Source organism: Limimaricola litoreus (assembly GCF_024159025.1).
Classification (GTDB): domain Bacteria; phylum Pseudomonadota; class Alphaproteobacteria; order Rhodobacterales; family Rhodobacteraceae; genus Limimaricola; species Limimaricola litoreus.
The window spans coordinates 1-16,677 of sequence record NZ_JAMYXC010000128.1 but is presented as its reverse complement, the minus strand read 5'-3'; the positions used below and the strand labels follow the sequence as shown (position 1 = coordinate 16,677).

Annotated in this window: 14 protein-coding genes; 7 read left to right on the top strand and 7 right to left on the bottom strand. The window is 68.9% G+C overall.

Annotated elements, in window-relative coordinates; translation table 11 throughout:
• Window positions 1-337 precede the first annotated feature (337 nt).
• The 4 genes from lpxC to NHG85_RS08535 all read left to right on the top strand — a co-directional run bounded on the left by lpxC (window position 338) and on the right by NHG85_RS08535 (window position 6,069).
• A complete protein-coding gene (lpxC, locus tag NHG85_RS08550) occupies window positions 338-1,273 on the top strand; it encodes a UDP-3-O-acyl-N-acetylglucosamine deacetylase (protein ID WP_253331518.1) in 936 nt (311 codons plus the stop codon).
• Window positions 1,274-1,419: 146 nt separating this feature from the next.
• Window positions 1,420-2,262, top strand: coding sequence for an outer membrane protein assembly factor BamD (locus NHG85_RS08545; RefSeq protein WP_253331521.1), 843 nt, complete (start codon window positions 1,420-1,422; stop codon window positions 2,260-2,262).
• Window positions 2,263-2,302: 40 nt separating this feature from the next.
• Window positions 2,303-3,976: a DNA repair protein RecN gene (recN, locus tag NHG85_RS08540; RefSeq protein WP_253331517.1), complete on the top strand. Its 1,674-nt coding sequence runs from the start codon at window positions 2,303-2,305 to the stop codon at window positions 3,974-3,976.
• Window positions 3,977-4,371: 395 nt separating this feature from the next.
• The gene (locus tag NHG85_RS08535) at window positions 4,372-6,069 is read left to right on the top strand and encodes a chloride channel protein (protein ID WP_370363000.1); all 1,698 of its coding nucleotides are present in this window, start codon (window positions 4,372-4,374) and stop codon (window positions 6,067-6,069) included.
• Window positions 6,070-6,091: 22 nt separating this feature from the next.
• On the opposite strand, the gene NHG85_RS08530 is transcribed toward NHG85_RS08535, so the two are convergent.
• The 4 genes from NHG85_RS08530 to cobS form a co-directional block, all read right to left on the bottom strand.
• Complete coding sequence (locus NHG85_RS08530; protein WP_253331516.1) at window positions 6,092-6,433, bottom strand: DUF427 domain-containing protein; 342 nt, start codon at window positions 6,431-6,433, stop codon at window positions 6,092-6,094.
• Window positions 6,434-6,465: 32 nt separating this feature from the next.
• Entirely contained in the window at window positions 6,466-8,280 is a 1,815-nt protein-coding gene (locus NHG85_RS08525; RefSeq protein ID WP_253331515.1) for an aminopeptidase P family protein, read from the bottom strand.
• A complete protein-coding gene (gene cobT / locus NHG85_RS08520) occupies window positions 8,280-10,151 on the bottom strand; it encodes a cobaltochelatase subunit CobT (protein ID WP_253331514.1) in 1,872 nt (623 codons plus the stop codon). Before cobT ends, NHG85_RS08525 begins: the two co-directional genes overlap by 1 nt.
• Window positions 10,152-10,253: 102 nt before the next feature.
• On the bottom strand, window positions 10,254-11,240 hold the full coding sequence (gene cobS, locus NHG85_RS08515; RefSeq protein ID WP_253331513.1) for a cobaltochelatase subunit CobS: 987 nt from the start codon (window positions 11,238-11,240) through the stop codon (window positions 10,254-10,256).
• Between the two features lie 174 nt (window positions 11,241-11,414).
• Here cobS and NHG85_RS08510 point away from each other — a divergent pair, with 174 nt between their 5' ends.
• On the top strand, window positions 11,415-11,969 hold the full coding sequence (locus tag NHG85_RS08510) for a sigma-70 family RNA polymerase sigma factor (RefSeq protein ID WP_253331511.1): 555 nt from the start codon (window positions 11,415-11,417) through the stop codon (window positions 11,967-11,969).
• Window positions 11,966-12,658 (top strand): anti-sigma factor, encoded by a 693-nt coding sequence (locus NHG85_RS08505; RefSeq protein ID WP_253331509.1) that lies wholly within the window; start codon window positions 11,966-11,968, stop codon window positions 12,656-12,658. The genes NHG85_RS08510 and NHG85_RS08505 overlap by 4 nt, the downstream gene beginning before the upstream one ends.
• Window positions 12,659-12,755: 97 nt before the next feature.
• On the opposite strand, the gene NHG85_RS08500 is transcribed toward NHG85_RS08505, so the two are convergent.
• From NHG85_RS08500 to gatB, 3 genes are all read right to left on the bottom strand, one after another.
• Window positions 12,756-13,406 carry a J domain-containing protein gene (locus NHG85_RS08500; protein ID WP_099273920.1) on the bottom strand — a complete coding sequence of 217 codons (651 nt, stop codon included), beginning with the start codon at window positions 13,404-13,406 and terminating at the stop codon, window positions 12,756-12,758.
• 109 nt (window positions 13,407-13,515) lie between these two features.
• The gene (locus tag NHG85_RS08495) at window positions 13,516-13,926 is read right to left on the bottom strand and encodes a DUF4177 domain-containing protein (protein WP_253331507.1); all 411 of its coding nucleotides are present in this window, start codon (window positions 13,924-13,926) and stop codon (window positions 13,516-13,518) included.
• A 21-nt stretch (window positions 13,927-13,947) separates the two neighbouring features.
• The gene (gene gatB, locus NHG85_RS08490; RefSeq protein WP_253331505.1) at window positions 13,948-15,471 is read right to left on the bottom strand and encodes an Asp-tRNA(Asn)/Glu-tRNA(Gln) amidotransferase subunit GatB; all 1,524 of its coding nucleotides are present in this window, start codon (window positions 15,469-15,471) and stop codon (window positions 13,948-13,950) included.
• Between the two features lie 226 nt (window positions 15,472-15,697).
• Between gatB and NHG85_RS08485 the strand changes: the two genes are divergently transcribed.
• Entirely contained in the window at window positions 15,698-16,357 is a 660-nt protein-coding gene (locus NHG85_RS08485; RefSeq protein ID WP_253331503.1) for a transglycosylase SLT domain-containing protein, read from the top strand.
• Window positions 16,358-16,677: the final 320 nt, after the last annotated feature.

Sequence of the window (16,677 nt, the reverse complement as noted above, 5' to 3'; positions counted from 1 at the left end):
GCCAGCAGCCCCAGGCACAGCGGCCGCAGCCGCAGCAGCCCGCCCAGCCGCGCCAGGCGCCGAACTGGCAGGATGACGGCGAGACCGATCCCGAGCAGGAGCGGATCGAGATCCCCGCCTTCCTGCGCCGTCAGGCCAACTGACGCAAAACTGCACAAACCTTGTGCACAGAGGGCCGCCTTCGGGCGGTCCTTGTTGTTTGCAAGGCATTCCACGCCTCGACTGCGTGCCGTGGAGCACATGTTTCATGCTGTCGCAAAGAGTGAATTGTGGCCTGCCGGGCAAGCGCTTAGGTCAGCCCCATAGCGAAGTTCCAGACGCAACCGGGCGAAGACACGTGCAGACCACCTTGACCAGACATGTCGGATTCACGGGCACCGGGCTCCATTCGGGCCGCCCGGTTCGCCTCGTCCTGCGTCCCGCCCCGGCGGGGCATGGCATCGTGTTCCGGCGGATGGACGTGGTCGGGATCGACCGTCTGGTGCCGGCGCGCTGGGATCTTGTGGAGATCTCGCCGCTCAACACCCGCATCGTCAACGCCGCCGGCGTCTCGGTCTCGACGATCGAGCATCTGATGGCGGCGCTCTCGGGCTGCGGCGTGCACAACGCGCTCATAGAGATCGACGGCCCCGAGGTTCCCATACTCGACGGCAGCGCCGCGGGCTTCGCGCGCGCGATTCTCGCCGCCGGGCTTGTCCGCCAGGAGGCGCCGCTGCAGGCGATCGAGATCCTCGAGACGGTCGAGGTCCGGCACGGGCCGGCGGTGGCGCGGCTGCGGCCGCATCAAGACTATGCGCCGCGCGGTCTCGTCATCGATTTCGAGATCGACTTCGCCGATCCGGCCATCGGCCATCAGGGCCGCGTGCTCGACATGGCCAATGGCGCCTTCCTGCGCGAGCTGTGCGACAGCCGGACCTTCTGCCGCCTGTCGGATGTCGAGGCGATGCAGGCGCAGGGCCTGGCCCTGGGCGGCACCTTCGAGAACGCGGTGGTGGTCGACGGTGCGAAGGTGCTCAGCCCCGGCGGCCTGCGTCATTCCGATGAAGCGGTGCGCCACAAGATGCTCGATGCCCTTGGCGATCTGGGCACCGCCGGCCTGCCGATCCTCGGCATCTACGAGGGGCTGCGCGCGGGGCATGCCATGACCAACCGGCTGCTGCGCGCGCTCTTTGCCCGGCCCGAAGCCTGGCGCGTCGTGACCTGCGACGCCGCGCTCGAAGACCACCTGCCGGGCAGCCGGCTCAAGCCCGCCGACCTTGCCGCCGTCGCTTGATCGCATGGCGGCGATCGCGGCGGGAAAAGCCATTTTGCCCCCGATTTTTTCATGCTAGACCCGGGGTCGAGCGGCCCCGGTGCGGGGCGTGAACGGGGCGTCGACCCCGGGATGGGCAGATGACCGACAGGATGCAGGACGCGCGGATGGCAGGCAGCGGAACACGGGCCAGCTTGGGCCTGATATTGGCTCTGGGGCTTCTGGCCGGTTGCGGCAGCCCGTCCGAGCGTCTCGATTCCGCGGCGCTCGAACAGCTCGACGCGGTGCAGATCTACCAGCAGGGCGAAGCCAGCCTCGAAGGTGGTGCGGCCGAGGACGCGGCTTTCTATTTCGGCGAGATCGAGCGGCTCTACCCCTATTCGGAATGGGCCAAGCGCGGCCTGATCATGCAGGCCTTCGCGCTGCACAAGGATGGCGCCTATGACGACAGCCGCGCCAGCGCCCAGCGCTATCTCGATTTCTACCCGACCTCCGAAGACGCGGCCTATGCGCAGTATCTCCTGGCGCTGAGCTATTACGACCAGATCGACGACATCGGCCGCGACCAGGGGCTGACCTTCCAGGCGTTGCAGGCGCTGCGCGCGGTGATCGAGCAATATCCCGACAGCAGCTACGCCGCCGAGGCCAAGCTCAAGTTCGACCTCGCCTTCGATCATCTCGCGGGCAAGGAGATGGAGATCGGGCGCTATTATCTCAAGCGCGACCACTACGCCGCCGCCGCGCGCCGCTTCCGCGTCGTCGTCGAGGAGTTCCAGACCACGAGCCACACCGCCGAGGCGCTGCACCGGCTGGTCGAGACCTACCTCTCGCTCGGCCTCGTGCAGGAGGCGCAGACCGCCGGGGCGATCCTGGGCTACAACTACCGCGGCACCGACTGGTACGAGGACAGCTACCGCCTGCTGACGGGGCAGGGGCTGTCGATGGAGGCCAGCGGCGACAACTGGCTCTCGGCGATCTATCGTCAGCTTGTGCGGGGCGAATGGATCTGATCGGTTCGGGCCGGCGTTCCGACCCCGGGGGTTAAACGATATGCTGCGCGCGCTCGACATCCGGGACATGCTGATCATCGACAGGCTCGAGCTGGAGTTCCAGCCCGGTCTCAACGTCCTGACCGGGGAAACCGGGGCGGGTAAATCGATCCTGCTCGACAGCCTGGGCTTCGTGCTGGGCTGGCGCGGCCGCGCCGAGCTTGTGCGCAAGGGCGCGGCGCAGGGCGAGGTGACGGCGGTGTTCGATCTCGCGCCCGATCACCCGGCGCGCCGGGTGCTGGCCGAGACCGGGATCGAGGCCGGCGACGAGCTGATCCTGCGCCGGGTCAACACCGAGAGCGGCCGCAAGACGGCCTGGGTCAACGACCGGCGCGTTTCGGGCGAGGTGCTGCGCGCACTCTCCGACGAGCTGCTCGAACTGCACGGTCAGCACGATGACCGCGGTCTGCTCGACCCGCGCGGCCACAGGGCGATGCTCGACGCCTTTGCCGATGCCGCCGCCGACATCTCTGCAACCCGCGCCGCCTGGACCGCGCGCCGCGAGGCGCGCCGGGCACTGGAGGTGGCACATGAGCAGGTGGCGGTGCTGCGGGCCGAGGAGGAATATCTGCGCCATGCCGTGGCCGAGCTCGACGGGCTCGACCCGCAGCCCGGCGAAGAGGCGGAGCTCGACGTCATCCGCCGCCGCATGCAGGGCGCCGAGCGGGTGCGCGGCGACGTGGCGCGCGCCCATCAGGTGATCTCGGGCGACGGGGCCGAAGGTCTGGTTTCGGATGCGATGCGCTGGCTCGATGGCGCGGTCGAGGCCGCCGAGGGGCGGCTCGACCCGGTGATCGAGGCGCTGACCCGCGCGCTTGACGCGCTGGGAGAGGCCGAGACCGGCGTGCGCGACGTGCTCGACGCGCTGGAGTTCGACCCGCGCGCGCTCGAGGCCGCCGAGGAGCGGCTCTTCGCGCTGCGCGGTCTCGCCCGCAAGCACGACGTGATGGTCGACGAGCTGGCGAGCTTCACCGATGGGCTGCGAAAGCGCCTGCAGGCGCTCGACGCCTCCGAGGGCGACATGGCCGATCTTGAAGCGGCTGTGCGCGCGGCGGATGCTGCCTATGACGCGGCCGCCGCGGCGTTGACGGCGCGGCGCAGCGAGGCCGGAACGCGGCTGTCGCGCGCCATGGCGGCGGAGCTCGCGCCGCTCAAGCTCGACCGCGCGGTGTTCGAGGTCGATCTCGCCCCCGCCGATCCCGGCCCCGAAGGGCGCGACGAGGTGACCTTCCGCGTCGCCACCAACCCCGGCGCCCCCTCGGGCCCGCTGTCGCGCATCGCCTCGGGCGGCGAGCTGTCGCGCTTTCTGTTGGCGCTCAAGGTCTGCCTGACCGGCGACAACCTCGGCAAGACGCTGATCTTCGACGAGATCGACCGCGGCCTCGGCGGGGCCACGGCGAATGCGGTGGGCCGCCGCCTGGCCCGGCTCGCCGACGGCGCGCAGGTGCTGGTCGTCACCCATTCGCCGCAGGTTGCCGCCCTGGGCGCGCATCACTGGCGGGTCGAGAAATCGGTCAGCCTCGGCGCTTCGGGAGAGATCACCACCTCGCGCGTGGTGCCGCTCGATCACCCCGACCGGATCGACGAGATTGCGCGGATGCTGGCGGGCGATACGGTGACCGAGGCCGCGCGGGGCGCGGCGCGGGTGCTGCTCGAGGATGCCGACGCCGCCTGACGGCGGCGGGACCACGTACCAGGTCAAAAAGCCGCGGGCCAAAAAAAACGGTGCGAACGTTCGGGTCAGATTGGCCCTGATGTTCACACCGCACAGTCCGGCTTGACCCTGCCGTGGGGTAAAAAATCACACGCCTCGGACGGCCACTCACCTCCGTCGTCGGCTTAACATTCACCGCCGCCCCTCGATCCCCTGAAGGCCAGAGGCGGTCAAAATATCTCGGTACAATATATCAAGTATCCTCAATAAATCTGCCGAAAGCTATCCATCCTAAGGCATAGGTTCGGCGCGAATGAGACGTCACCGCGCAACGCGGCATCGATGAAACCTCTGCTGCATCTTCAACCGCTTCGCGTTCCATCCTAGAACGGCGCGAGGAAAGGCGGCGCGCAGCGATGAGCAAGAGTTCGAACGAAGCGGCGGGACGGCCGGAGCGGGTGATCACCCGCGTCGGCGCGAGCTGGCGCGAGGTCTGGTCGATGATTCGCAGCCACGGGCCGAGCCAGGTGCAGTTCTGGTTCATCGCGCTGGCCCTGGGCATCGTCGCAGGGCTGGCGGCGATCGGGTTTCGCGCCGCGATCGAGGTTCTGCAGGCGTGGCTCTATGGCACCGACGACGTGGCGATGCTGCACAGCTTTGCGGCCTCGCTGCCTTGGTACTGGCTGCTGATCCTGCCGGTGATCGGCGGGCTCGCCGTCGGCCTGCTGCTCGACCGCTTCACCGAAGACGCGCGGGTGCGCTCGGTGGCCGAGGTGATCGAGGGTGCGGCGCTGCGCGAGGGGCGGGTCGAGCGTAAGCGCGGGCTGATCTCGGCCCTGGCCTCGATGATCACCCTCTCGACCGGGGGCTCCACGGGGCGCGAGGGGCCGGTGGTGCATCTGGCCTCGGTCTTCGCCACCTATGTTTCGAGCTGGATCCGCGCCGATGGCATCACCGGGCGCGATCTTCTGGGCTGCGCCGTTGCCGCCGCCGTCTCGGCCAGCTTCAATGCCCCCATCGCGGGCGCGCTCTTCGCGCTCGAGGTGGTGCTGCGGCATTTCGCGGTGCATGCCTTTGCCCCCATCGCCATCGCCAGCGTCGCGGGCACGGTGCTGGGCCGGCTCGTCTGGGGCGACGTGACCGAATTCGTACTGCCCGACAAGAACGCGCTGGCCTTCTATGTCGAGCTGCCCGCCTTCATGCTCTTGGGGCTTTTGTGCGGCCTCATCGCGGTGGTGCTGATGCGGGCGATCTTCTGGGCCGACGATCTGGCCAACGCGGTGCAGGCGCGCCTCGCGCCGCCGCGCTGGATGCGCCCGATGACGACGGGGCTGATCCTCGGGCTGATCGCGATCTTCTTTCCGCATATCATCGGCGTCGGCTACGAGACGACCTCGGCGGCGCTGCAGGGCAGCCTCGCCTTGGATCTCGCGGTGATCTTCGTGATGGTCAAGGTGGCGGCGGTGGCGATCACCATGGCCGGGCGGATGGGCGGCGGCATCTTTTCGCCCTCGCTGATGATCGGCGCGCTGACCGGGCTCGCCTTCGGCACCGTGGCCACCGCCATCGCGCCTGAATTCTCGGGCGAGGGGACCCTCTATGCGCTGGCGGGCATGGGCGCCGTGGCGGCCGCCGTGCTCGGCGCGCCCATCTCGACCACGCTGATCGTGTTCGAACTGACGGGCGACTGGCAGACCGGCCTTGCGGTGATGGTCGCGGTCTCGCTCGCCTCGGCCGTGGCCTCCCGGCTGGTGCAGCGCTCGTTCTTTCTGACGCAGCTGGCACGGCGCGGCGTGCATCTCGCCGCCGGGCCGCAGGCCTGGCTTCTTGGCACGATCCGGGTCGAGACGGTGATGCGGGCCACGGGCGCGCCGCGCGCGGCCCCCGAGGAGGCCTGCCGCGAGATGATCGCCGAAGGGGTCTTCGTGCAATCGGGCGCGACGCTGGAACAGGCGATGCCATTGTTCGAGACGGTGCAGCGCCCCTTCGTGCCGGTGGTCCGCTTCGGCCCCGAGGACGAGGCGCCGGAACTGTGGGGGGCGCTGTTTCAGGTCGATGCGCTGCGGGCCGTGAACCGGGCGCTGACGCGAATGGCGGCCGAGGAACACTCCTAGGCCGCCACGAAAAGGGGGCGGGTCAGACCTGCTCGACCGCGACCTTGTTCTTGTAGAAGGCGAGGCAGTCCTTGATCTGCTCCATACCGGCCTTGGGATCCTCGTAGGACCAGACCGCATCCTCGATCGCGCCGCTCTTGGCGATGATGGTGTAGTAATGCGCGTCGCCCTTCCAGGGGCAATGCGAGCGGGTTTTCGATGGTTCGAGGAAGGCCGTGGCGATGTCCTCGCGCGGGAAGTAGATCACGGGCGGGTAGTCGCCCTCGACCAGCTCCAGCGCGCGGCTGCTTTCGCCAAGGACCGCACCGCCGGCGCGCACCACCCAGGTGCCCTCGGCGGGGCGGATCGTGATGTGATCGCTCATTCAGTTCTGCTCCCTGTGAGTGAGCCCCGGCGTCAAAGCGGCGCGCAGGCGGCGGTCAGCCAATCCCGCGCCGCGCCATCGAGATGCGGGGCGATCTTTTCGAGTGTAGTCGCGTGATAGGCGTCGATCCAGTCCCGCTCCACCCCCGACAGCATCTCCACGACGATCAGCCGCCGTTCCAGTGGCACATAGGTCAGCGTCTCGAAATCAAGCATCTCGCGGTCGTCGGCACCGGGCAGGGCCGGGGCCTCGCGGGTGACGATCAGGTTCTCGATCCGGATGCCGAAGGCCCCCTCGCGGTAGTAGCCCGGCTCGTTCGACAGGATCATCCCCGGCTCGATCACCGTCATCGCCCCCTTGGAGATCCGCTGCGGTCCCTCGTGCACCGAAAGATAGGCGCCGACGCCGTGGCCGGTGCCGTGGTCGTAGTCGAGCCCGGCGGTCCAGAGCGGGAAGCGCGCCAGCGCGTCGAGATCGCGGCCCGCGAGGCCCTTGGGGAATCGCGCGCGGCTCAGCGCGATCATCCCCTGCAGCACGCGGGTGTAGCAAAGGGCGGCATCCTCGGGCGGCGTGCCGATCGCGATGGTGCGGGTGATGTCGGTGGTGCCATCGAGATACTGGCCGCCCGAATCAACGAGCAGCAGCTCGCCCGGGCGCACCTCGCGGTCGGTGTCCTCGGTCACACGGTAGTGGGTGATCGCGCCATGCTCGCCCGCCCCGGCGATCGTCTCGAAGCTGATGCCGCGCAGCTCGCCCGTCTCGCGGCGGAAGCCTTCGAGCGCCGTGACCACGCCGATCTCGGTCAGCCGGTGGTCGCCTTGCCCGAGCTTTTCGGCCTCGCCGTCGAGCCAGTGCAAAAAGCGGCAGACCGCCGCGCCGTCGCGCAGATGCGCCTGACGCGCGCCCTCGATCTCGGCCGCGTTCTTGCGCGCCTTGGGCAGGATGCAGGGGTCCTCGGCTTCGTCGATCTTGATCTCCCAGCCCTTCAGCGTCGTCTCGATGATGACGGGCGCCGATTTCGGATCGAGCCTGACCGGCCCGGCCAACTGGCCCAGCGCGCCCAGAAAGGCGTCGATCTCGAGCACGTCGACATCCGCCCCGAGATGATCGCGCAGACCCTCGGCCTTGCCCTTCGGGCAGAACAGCTCGCAGCGCCCGGTCTCGTCGAGAATCGCAAAGCTCAGTGGCACCGGGGTCGAGGGCACGTCATCGCCGCGGATGTTGAGAAGCCAGGCGATGGAATCGGGCAAGGTCAGCACCGCGCAGCGCTGGCCCGCCTCGCGCAGAAGCGCGGCGATCTCGGCGCGCTTTTCGGCGCGGCTTTTCCCGGCATATTCGTCGGGCCAGGCGATGAAGGGCGCGTCGGGGGCTGCGGGGCGGTCCTCCCATATCGCATCGACGAGGTTGTCGAGCGGCCTCAGGCCGATGCCGCGGGGCTGCAGCTTGTCATGCAGCTCGCGGATTTCCTCGGGCGTGTGCAGCCAGGCGTCATAGCCCACCGTGCCGCCCTCGGGCAGCTCGGCGATGAGCCAGTCGGCCAGCTTGGTGCCGGGCCAATCGACGGCGGTGAACTCCGGCGCGACCTGGCTCTTGATCTGGATCTTGTAGCGCCCGTCGATGAAGACGCCCGCCTTGTGGGCCAGGATCGCGGCAAAGCCCGCCGAGCCGGTGAAGCCGGTGAGCCAGGCGAGCCGCTCGTCGCGGGCGCGCACGTTCTCGCCGCGCCAGGTGTCGCCGCGCGGCACGATCCAGCCATCGACCCCTGCGGCGGCCATGCGTTCGCGCAGGGCGGCAAGGCGGGGCGGCCCCTGTTCGGGGCGGGCGGTGGTGGCGAAGTTCTGGTACATCAGGCGACCCTGTTCATTCCGAGGACGCGGGCCCGCTTGCGCGGGTCGGCGTCGAAGAGCGAGGCGAGCTGTTCGGTCATCGCCCCCGCGAGCTGGTCCACGTCGGTGATCGTCACCGCGCGGTCGTAGTAGCGCGTCACGTCATGGCCGATGCCGATGGCGGTCAGCTCCACGGCCTTGCGCTTTTCGACCATGGCGATGACGTCGCGCAGGTGCTTCTCAAGATAGTTGGCGGGGTTCACCGACAGCGTGCTGTCATCGACCGGCGCGCCGTCCGAGATCACCATCAGCACCTTGCGCGCCTCGCGCCGCGCCAGAAGCCTGCGATGCGCCCATTCGAGCGCCTCGCCGTCGATGTTCTCCTTGAGCAGCCCTTCCTTCATCATCAGGCCAAGGTTGTCGCGGGTGCGCCGCCAGGGCGCGTCGGCCCGCTTGTAGATGATGTGGCGCAGGTCGTTGAGACGACCGGGGGCAGGGGGGCGGCCGGCGGCGAGCCACGCCTCGCGCGCCTGTCCGCCCTTCCAGGCACGGGTGGTGAAGCCGAGGATCTCGACCTTGACCGAGCAGCGCTCCAGCGTGCGCGCCAGCACGTCGGCGCAGATCGCGGCGATGGAGATCGGCCGCCCGCGCATGGAACCCGAGTTGTCGATCAAGAGCGTCACCACGGTGTCGCGGAACTCGGTGTCCTTCTCGACCTTGAAGCTGAGCGGCGTGGTCGGGTTGGCGACGACGCGGGCGAGGCGACCCGCATCGAGGATGCCCTCCTCGCGGTCGAACTCCCAAGAGCGGTTCTGCTGCGCCTGCAGGCGGCGCTGCAGCTTGTTTGCAAGGCGGCTCACCGCGCCTTTCAGCGGGTCGAGCTGCTGGTCGAGATAGGCGCGCAGCCGTTCCAGCTCGGCGGCCTCCGCCAGTTCCTCGGCGCCGATCTCCTCGTCGTGCTTGGTCTCGAACACCAGATAATTAGGATCGGCATCCGAGGCGGCGGGGGGCGGGGGGTCCTGCGGCGCCTCGCCCTCGGGCATCTCCTGTTCCTCGGCGTCCTCGGCCTCGGCCTGCTCGTCCATCGAGACTTGCGCCTGGGACTGGTCCTGCTGCTGGTCCTGGCTCTGCTCGGGCGAGGTCTCGTCCTGCTCGTCGCTGTCCTCGTCCTCGCCGGTCGAATCCGGCTCCTGGTCCTCCTCCTCCTCGGAGGCCTCGTCCTCCTGCTCGGGGTCCTCCATGTCTGGATCGTCGCCAAGCTGGTCGCCATAGCCGAGGTCGCGGATCAGCTCGCGGGCGAAGCGGGCAAAGCTCTTTTGATCGTGCAGCGCCTCGGAGAGCTCGTCGAGCCGCTCGCCGCCCATGTCCTCGATGAAGCCGCGCCACAGATCCATGACGTTGTCCGCGCCCTGCGGCAGGTCGCGGCCCGTGGCGAGGTGGCGGATCAGATAGCCCGCGGCCACCGCGAGCGGCGCGTCGGCCTTGTCGCGGATCTGGTCGTAGCCCTTGCGCCGCGCCTCCGCGCCGATCTTGGCGTCGATGTTTCCGGCCGTCCCCGGCATGTGCTTCGCGCCCACCGCCTCGACGCGCGCGCCCTCCATCGCGTCGTAGAGATCGCGCGCGATCCCCGATTGCGGCTGGTAGCGCGCGTTGACGCCCGCGTCGTGGTAGCGGTGCCGCAGCGCCAGCGCATCGGCGGTGCCGCGCGCCAGCAGCACCTCGTCGCGGGTCATGCGGCGGCTGACCTGCGGCAGGCGCACGCTGTCATGGCTCAGCCCCGGCGGATCGACCGAAAAGCTGACGTTGAGCTCGCGGTCGTCGGCCATGACCTTGGTGGCCTCGGTCAGGGCCTTCTTGAACGGATCGGCGGGGTTGTCGGAGTTGGGGCTCATGGCGAAACTATCCCACTGGCGGCAGGGGGCGGCAAGGGCGCTCCGGTGATAACGAAAGGCCCGGCTCTTTCGATCCGGGCCTTTGGCGTCTCGGGAAAAGGCTCAGCGCCCGGCGGTGCTCACCGCGCTTTCGGGCAGCTCCTCGTCGAAGCAGCGCTGGTAGAACTCGGCCACGGTCTGGCGCTCCAGCTCGTCGCATTTGTTGAGGAACGACAATCGGAAGGCATAGCCCACGTCGCGGAAGATCTCGGCGTTCTGGGCCCAGTTGATCACCGTGCGCGGGCTCATCACCGTCGAAAGATCGCCGTTCATGAAGGCGGTGCGGGTGAGATCGGCGACGGTAACCATCTGGCTGACCTGCTGGCGCCCCTCGGCGGTGTTGTAATGCGGCGCCTTGGACAGGACGATCGCGGCCTCGGCGTCGTGGCTGAGATAGTTCAGCGTCGCGACGAGGGACCAGCGGTCCATCTGCGCCTGGTTGATCTGCTGGGTGCCGTGATAGAGCCCGGTGGTGTCGCCGAGGCCAACCGTGTTGGCGGTGGCGAAGAGCCGGAAATAGGGGTTCGGCGTTAGCACCTGATTCTGGTCCATCAGCGTCAGCTTGCCGTCGGTTTCCAGCACCCGCTGGATCACGAACATCACGTCGGCCCGGCCCGCGTCGTATTCGTCGAACACGATGGCGCAGGGGTGGCGCAGCGCCCAGGGCAGGATGCCTTCGGCGAATTCGGTGACCTGCTTGCCGTCTTTGAGCTTGATCGCATCCTTGCCGATCAGGTCGATGCGGGAGATGTGGCTGTCGAGGTTGACGCGCACGCAGGGCCAGTTGAGCCGGGCCGCGACCTGCTCGATATGGGTCGATTTGCCAGTGCCGTGATAGCCCTGCACCATGACCCGGCGGTTGGCCGAGAAACCGGCGAGGATGGCGCGGGTGGTGTCGGGGTCGAACTTGTAGGTCGGGTCGATGTCGGGCACCCGGTCGGAGCGCTCGGCGAAGCCCTTGACCTTCATGGCGCTGTCGAAGCCGAAGGTCTCGCGGATGTCGATCTCCTCGGTCGGGCGGGCATTGGGGTCGGTCTGGGCGTCGGCCATGATGATCCTTTCGCGTGCGGGCAGGGGCCCTCATTTGCGGTCGCGCAAGTGATGGAGCATCGCGCGGCGGGGTTCAAGTGCCGCAGGCTGCGACCATCGGCCAGCCACCGCTTGCCTTTTCGGGGTGCGGGACCATTGTCTGGAACCGGACCGACGGGGGAGATCCGAAGCATCATGTCGCGCCTGACCGAGATCGAGGGGCTGATCGCGCGCAGCGCGCTGGGCGACCGCGCCGCCTTCGGCGCGCTCTACGACGCCACTTCGGCGAAACTCTTCGGGATCTGCCTGCGTGTGTTGGACAACAGGGCCGAGGCCGAGGATGCGCTGCAGGAGATCTACGTGAAGGTGTGGCATAATGCGGGGCGCTACGAGGTGAACGGCCTGAGCCCGATGACATGGCTCATCACCATCGCCCGCAACCATGCCATCGACCGGCTGCGCACGCGCCGGAGGAACGAAAGCCGGCATGGCGGCGGCATGGAGGCGGTGGCGCAGCTGGCCGATGCCGCGCCCGGGCCCGAAGCCCATGCCGTCGCGGCCTCGGAGAACGCGCGGATCGAGAGCTGCCTGACCGAGCTGGAGAGCGACAGGGCCGGGGCGGTGCGGGGTGCCTACCTCGCCGGCGAAAGCTACGCCGAGCTGGCCGAGCGCTATGGCGTGCCGCTCAACACGATGCGGACATGGCTGCGGCGCAGCCTGATACGGCTCAAGGAGTGCCTGACGCGATGACCGGAGCGCAGGATCACAACGAAGACGACACCGCCCGCGCCGCCGAGCACGTGCTGGGCCTTCTGGAGGGCGCGGAGCTGGCGCAGGCCGAGCGGCGGCTCGAAACGGATGCCGAGTACCGCGCGCTCCATGCCATGTGGGCCGAGGATCTTGCCGGGCTCACCGACGAGATCGCCCCCGTCGCGCCGCCCGCGCGGATCAGGCGGATGATCGAGGCGCGGCTCTTTGGCGCCGAGCGCAAGAGCCTCTTGCGCCGTCTCGGCCTGTGGCCCGCGCTGGGCGCCGCGGCGCTGGCGGCGGGCACCTATGCCATGGTGACGGGGCTCGACCTGCTGCGCCCCGAGCCGGTGGGGCCGGGGCTGCGCGCCGAGATCGCGGCCGAGGATCGCAGCCTCGTGGTGCTGGTGGCCTATGACCCCGCCGAGCCGGAGGCTTTGCGCGTCCTGCGCCCGAGCGGCGAGGCCACGCCGGGCCGGTCGCTGGAGCTGTGGCTCATCGCGGGCGAGGCGGCGCCCGTGTCCCTGGGCCTGTTGCCCGAGGACCGCGAGGGGCGCGTGACGCTGCCCGAGGATCTGCGCCCGCTTTTGCCGCAGGCGGTGCTCGCCGTCTCCGACGAGCCCGCGGGCGGCTCGCCCGCCGCGGGGCCGACCGGCCCGGTACTGGCGGCAGGACCGGTCACGACCCTTTGACCGCCCCCGCTCGCGCCATTCCCCCGTTCATCTTTCTCCAGATACGCACCACCCCCCGATTGCCGCCGCGCGCGGCGCCGGGGGATGTCTCGCGCCTTCAGTCCTTGTCGCGGAAGGACTTGCTGTCCTTGATCTGGTCCCAGGCCCAGACGACTTCGGAGAGCTGCTCCTCCTGGCTGCGGTCGCCGCCGTTCATGTCCGGGTGCAGCACCTTGATCAGCGCCTTGTAGGATTTGCGGATCTGCGCCTTGGACCAGCTGTCCTTGGCGTCGAGCACCTCGAGCGCGCGGCGTTCGGTCGCGGGCAGGCGGCGGGTATGACCGCCTTGCTGGGCGGCGTTGCGGCCCGGGTTGCGGGTCGCGTTCTCGCCCAGCACCTGATGCGGGTCGTCGACGCCGAGCCGGGCCCAGGCGCGCTGCTCCTCGCTGCGCTTGCCGAAGGGCTTGGTCGAGCGGCCCCAGACCCGGTCGTTGTCGACCTGCTCGGAGAACTCGGCCTCGGTCGAGCCGTCGAAGAAGTTCCACTTCAGGTTATACTCGCGCACATGCTCTTTGCAGAACCAGAAGTAGTCATCGAGAATATCGGGCGATTTCGGGGCGCGGTACTTACCCGCCTCCTCGCATCCCGCGTGGTCGCAGACCCGTGTCGAGGTCTCGAAGGCGCCGGACATCCCGCGTCTGCCGCGCGGGTTTTTCTTCTTCGATGCCGATACCGACATATCGAAACCGAAGGGGTCGTTCTTTGCCATGCTCTGCCTCATCCTTTCGAGTCGGACGCGGCAGTTTAGTCCAAAGCGCCGGAGATTGAAGGGGCGGGGGGCATTTTCCGTCCCGCCCCCCGGCGCGGCTCCGCCGGGATCAGTCGCCGCTCTTGGCGGTAACCTCGGGGGCGGGGCGGTCGGGGATGTCCTGCGCCTCGCGGGCGCTGGGCATCGCGCGCGAGGCGGCCGGCGCCTCGCCGCGGCTGGCGCTCAGCCCGGCCTGTCCCGGCTGCGCCATCGGTTCGGCGGCCACGGGGGTGGCAGGAGCGGCCTGCGCGCTGGCGCGGCGGAACACCAGCACCGAGTGGTAGACCGTCTTGCGCCCGCCGAGGCCCTGGCGCTCCTCGCAAGGCAGGGTCTCGGCGCGCAGGTATTCCCAGCCCTTCGCGCCCAGCTCGTTGATCGTGCCCTGCAGCGCGTTGGCGTAGCGGTCCTCGGCGGTCTTGAGGCCGCGCTCTTTCTGGCCCCGCCTGGGGGCGGGAACGACGCGGTATTCAAAGGCGGTCATGGCGCTCTCCTGTGGCCGGGCTCAGAGCTCGAGCTTGGCGGTGACGATCTGGTTGACGGCGGCGGGATTGGCCTTGCCGCCGGTGGATTTCATCACCTGGCCCACGAACCAGCCCGCGAGCTTGGGGTTCTGCTTGGCCTTTTCGACCTGCGCGGGGTTGGCGGCGATGATCTCGTCGACCGCCGCCTCGATGGCGCCGGTGTCGGTGACCTGCTTCATGCCGCGCTCTTCGACGATCTTCGCCGGCTCCCCGCCCTCGGTGTAGACGATTTCGAACAGATCCTTGGCGATCTTGCCCGAGATGTCGCCCTTGGCGATCAGCGCCACGATATCGCCGAGCTGCGCAGGGCTCACGGGGCTGGCCTCGATGCCCAGATCGTCCTTCTTGAGACGGCCGAACAGCTCGTTGATGACCCAGTTGGCGGCGAGCTTGCCGTCCTTGGCGCTGTCGATGTGGTTTACCACCGCCTCGAAATAGACGGCGTTGGCCAGCTCGGCGGTGAGCACGCCCGCATCATAGTCCGACAGGCCGAAATCGCCCATGAAGCGCGCCTTCTTGGCGTCGGGCAGCTCGGGCAGATGCGCCTTGATGTCGTCGACCCAGGCCTGCTCGATCTCGAGCGGCAGCAGGTCGGGGTCGGGGAAGTAGCGGTAGTCATGCGCCTCTTCCTTGGAGCGCATCGAGCGGGTCTCGTTCTTGTCGGGATCGTAGAGCCGGGTCTCCTGCACCACCTCGCCGCCGTCTTCGAGAATCGCGATCTGGCGGCGCGCCTCGAAATCGATCGCGGCCTGGATGAAGCGCATCGAGTTCATGTTCTTGATCTCGCACCGCGTGCCGAGATGGGAGAAGTCCTGGCTTTCCTGATACTTCTCGTAATCGCCCGGGCGGCAGACCGAGACGTTCACATCCGCGCGCAGGTTGCCGTTTTGCATGTTGCCATCGCAAGTGCCCAAGTAACGCAGGATCTGGCGCAGCTTGCCCACATAGGCCGCAGCCTCCTCCGGCCCGCGGATATCGGGGCGGCTGACGATCTCCATCAGCGCCACGCCGGTGCGGTTGAGGTCGACGAAGGACATGTTGGGGTCCATGTCGTGGATCGACTTGCCCGCGTCCTGCTCGAGGTGGATGCGCTCGATCCGCACCAGCCGCGCCTGACCGTTGCCCATCTCGACGAGCACTTCGCCCTCGCCGACGATCGGGTGGTAGAGCTGGCTGATCTGGTAGCCCTGCGGCAGGTCGGGGTAGAAATAGTTCTTGCGGTCGAAGGCCGAGCGCAGGTTGATCTCGGCCTTGAGCCCGAGGCCGGTGCGCACGGCCTGTGCCACGCAGCCCTCGTTGATCACCGGCAGCATGCCCGGCATGCCCGCGTCGATGAAGGAGACGTTGGAATTGGGCTCGGCGCCGAATTCGGTCGAGGCGCCGGAAAAGAGCTTGGCGCGGGTCGCGACCTGCGCGTGCACCTCGAGGCCGATCACCAGCTCCCAGTCGCCCTTGGCACCCGCGATCAGCTTGGGGGCGGGGGCCTCGTATGTCAGGTCCAGCATGGGAGCCTCTCCTTGCAGGTTTGTCGGCACGATCATCGCGGGCCTGATTAGGCGCGAACGGGCCGCTCTTCAAGGGTGAGGGTGGGTCAGGAGGACGGGGCCTTGCACGGCTTGACTGCGCGGCAACCCGCCCAAATGCGCCCCCGCGGGAGGGGCGGACTCGACAGGCGGCCCCCGCAAAAGGCAGTTGAGGGGCAGTTGCTGCCACAACGGATCAAGACCCGACATGTTCCCGAGCTTTCTTCGTGCGCCTCTGCGCCGTCTCGCCCCGATCGCGCTTCTCGGCCTCGGCGCCGCCTGCGCGCCGCTGCCCGAGGCCGAAGCCCCCGTCATCGCCACCCCGCCCGCGCTGCCGGCCATGGCCTGGGACCATCGGCCCGAGGGGGCGCAATGGACCGACGCCACGCTCGCCGCGCTGAAATCGCATGGCGCGCCGCTGCTGAGCCAGGTGCCCGCCGATATCGGCACATGGTGCCCGGGCTATGTCACCGCCGATGCGGATGGGCGCGCCGCCTTCTGGGCCGGGATGCTCTCGGCGCTGGCCAAGCACGAGAGCACCTGGAACCCGGCCGCCGTCGGCGGCGGTGGCAAGTGGTTCGGCCTTGTGCAGATCGCGCCTGCCACCGCGCGCGGTTATGGCTGCGCGGCGGGCAGCGGCTCGGCCCTGAAGGACGGTGTGTCGAACCTTTCCTGCGCGGTGCGGATCGCGGCGCGCACGGTGCGGCGTGACGGCGTGGTTTCCGCCGGGATGCGCGGTCTCGCGGCCGATTGGGGGCCGTTCCATTCCGCGCGCAAGCGGGCGGAAATGGTGAACTGGACCCGCAACCAGAGCTATTGCCAGCCCAGCCAGACGGCGCGCGTCGCCTCGGCCAACTCGGCGGGCTGAGCCTTGCCGGCTGTCGCCACGGCGACACAGCCGCGGCGTTACGAGGGCCGACCTCGCGGTAATCGGGCGGTTTCGCGTTGCATCGTGTCGCTTGGGCGGTGCAATTATCCTTTCATGCTCGTGGCTCTGACGTTCCTGGGGGGATCGATGGCCGTGGCGCCGGGTTCGACGGTCCATGCCGAGCCGTTGGACCCGGCAGACATGCCCTATATTACACAAGCGCCCGGCGCGATGGCTGCCAAGCCGACGCCCCCGGCCCCCGATACGGGGCCGCGCGCGCCATCGCTCGACACTTCCGCACCCGCCGCCGGGGCGCTCGG

Excerpts from the sequence above, each read along its gene's own strand:
- NHG85_RS08545 (WP_253331521.1), top strand. The coding sequence starts at position 1,420 with ATGGCAGGCAGCGGAACACGGGCCAGCTTGGGCCTGATATTGGCTCTG.
- recN (WP_253331517.1), top strand. The coding sequence starts at position 2,303 with ATGCTGCGCGCGCTCGACATCCGGGACATGCTGATCATCGACAGGCTC.
- NHG85_RS08535 (WP_370363000.1), top strand. The coding sequence starts at position 4,372 with ATGAGCAAGAGTTCGAACGAAGCGGCGGGACGGCCGGAGCGGGTGATC.
- NHG85_RS08530 (WP_253331516.1), bottom strand. The coding sequence starts at position 6,433 with ATGAGCGATCACATCACGATCCGCCCCGCCGAGGGCACCTGGGTGGTG.
- NHG85_RS08525 (WP_253331515.1), bottom strand. The coding sequence starts at position 8,280 with ATGTACCAGAACTTCGCCACCACCGCCCGCCCCGAACAGGGGCCGCCC.
- cobT (WP_253331514.1), bottom strand. The coding sequence starts at position 10,151 with ATGAGCCCCAACTCCGACAACCCCGCCGATCCGTTCAAGAAGGCCCTG.
- cobS (WP_253331513.1), bottom strand. The coding sequence starts at position 11,240 with ATGGCCGACGCCCAGACCGACCCCAATGCCCGCCCGACCGAGGAGATC.
- NHG85_RS08510 (WP_253331511.1), top strand. The coding sequence starts at position 11,415 with ATGTCGCGCCTGACCGAGATCGAGGGGCTGATCGCGCGCAGCGCGCTG.
- NHG85_RS08505 (WP_253331509.1), top strand. The coding sequence starts at position 11,966 with ATGACCGGAGCGCAGGATCACAACGAAGACGACACCGCCCGCGCCGCC.
- NHG85_RS08500 (WP_099273920.1), bottom strand. The coding sequence starts at position 13,406 with ATGGCAAAGAACGACCCCTTCGGTTTCGATATGTCGGTATCGGCATCG.
- NHG85_RS08495 (WP_253331507.1), bottom strand. The coding sequence starts at position 13,926 with ATGACCGCCTTTGAATACCGCGTCGTTCCCGCCCCCAGGCGGGGCCAG.
- gatB (WP_253331505.1), bottom strand. The coding sequence starts at position 15,471 with ATGCTGGACCTGACATACGAGGCCCCCGCCCCCAAGCTGATCGCGGGT.
- NHG85_RS08485 (WP_253331503.1), top strand. The coding sequence starts at position 15,698 with ATGTTCCCGAGCTTTCTTCGTGCGCCTCTGCGCCGTCTCGCCCCGATC.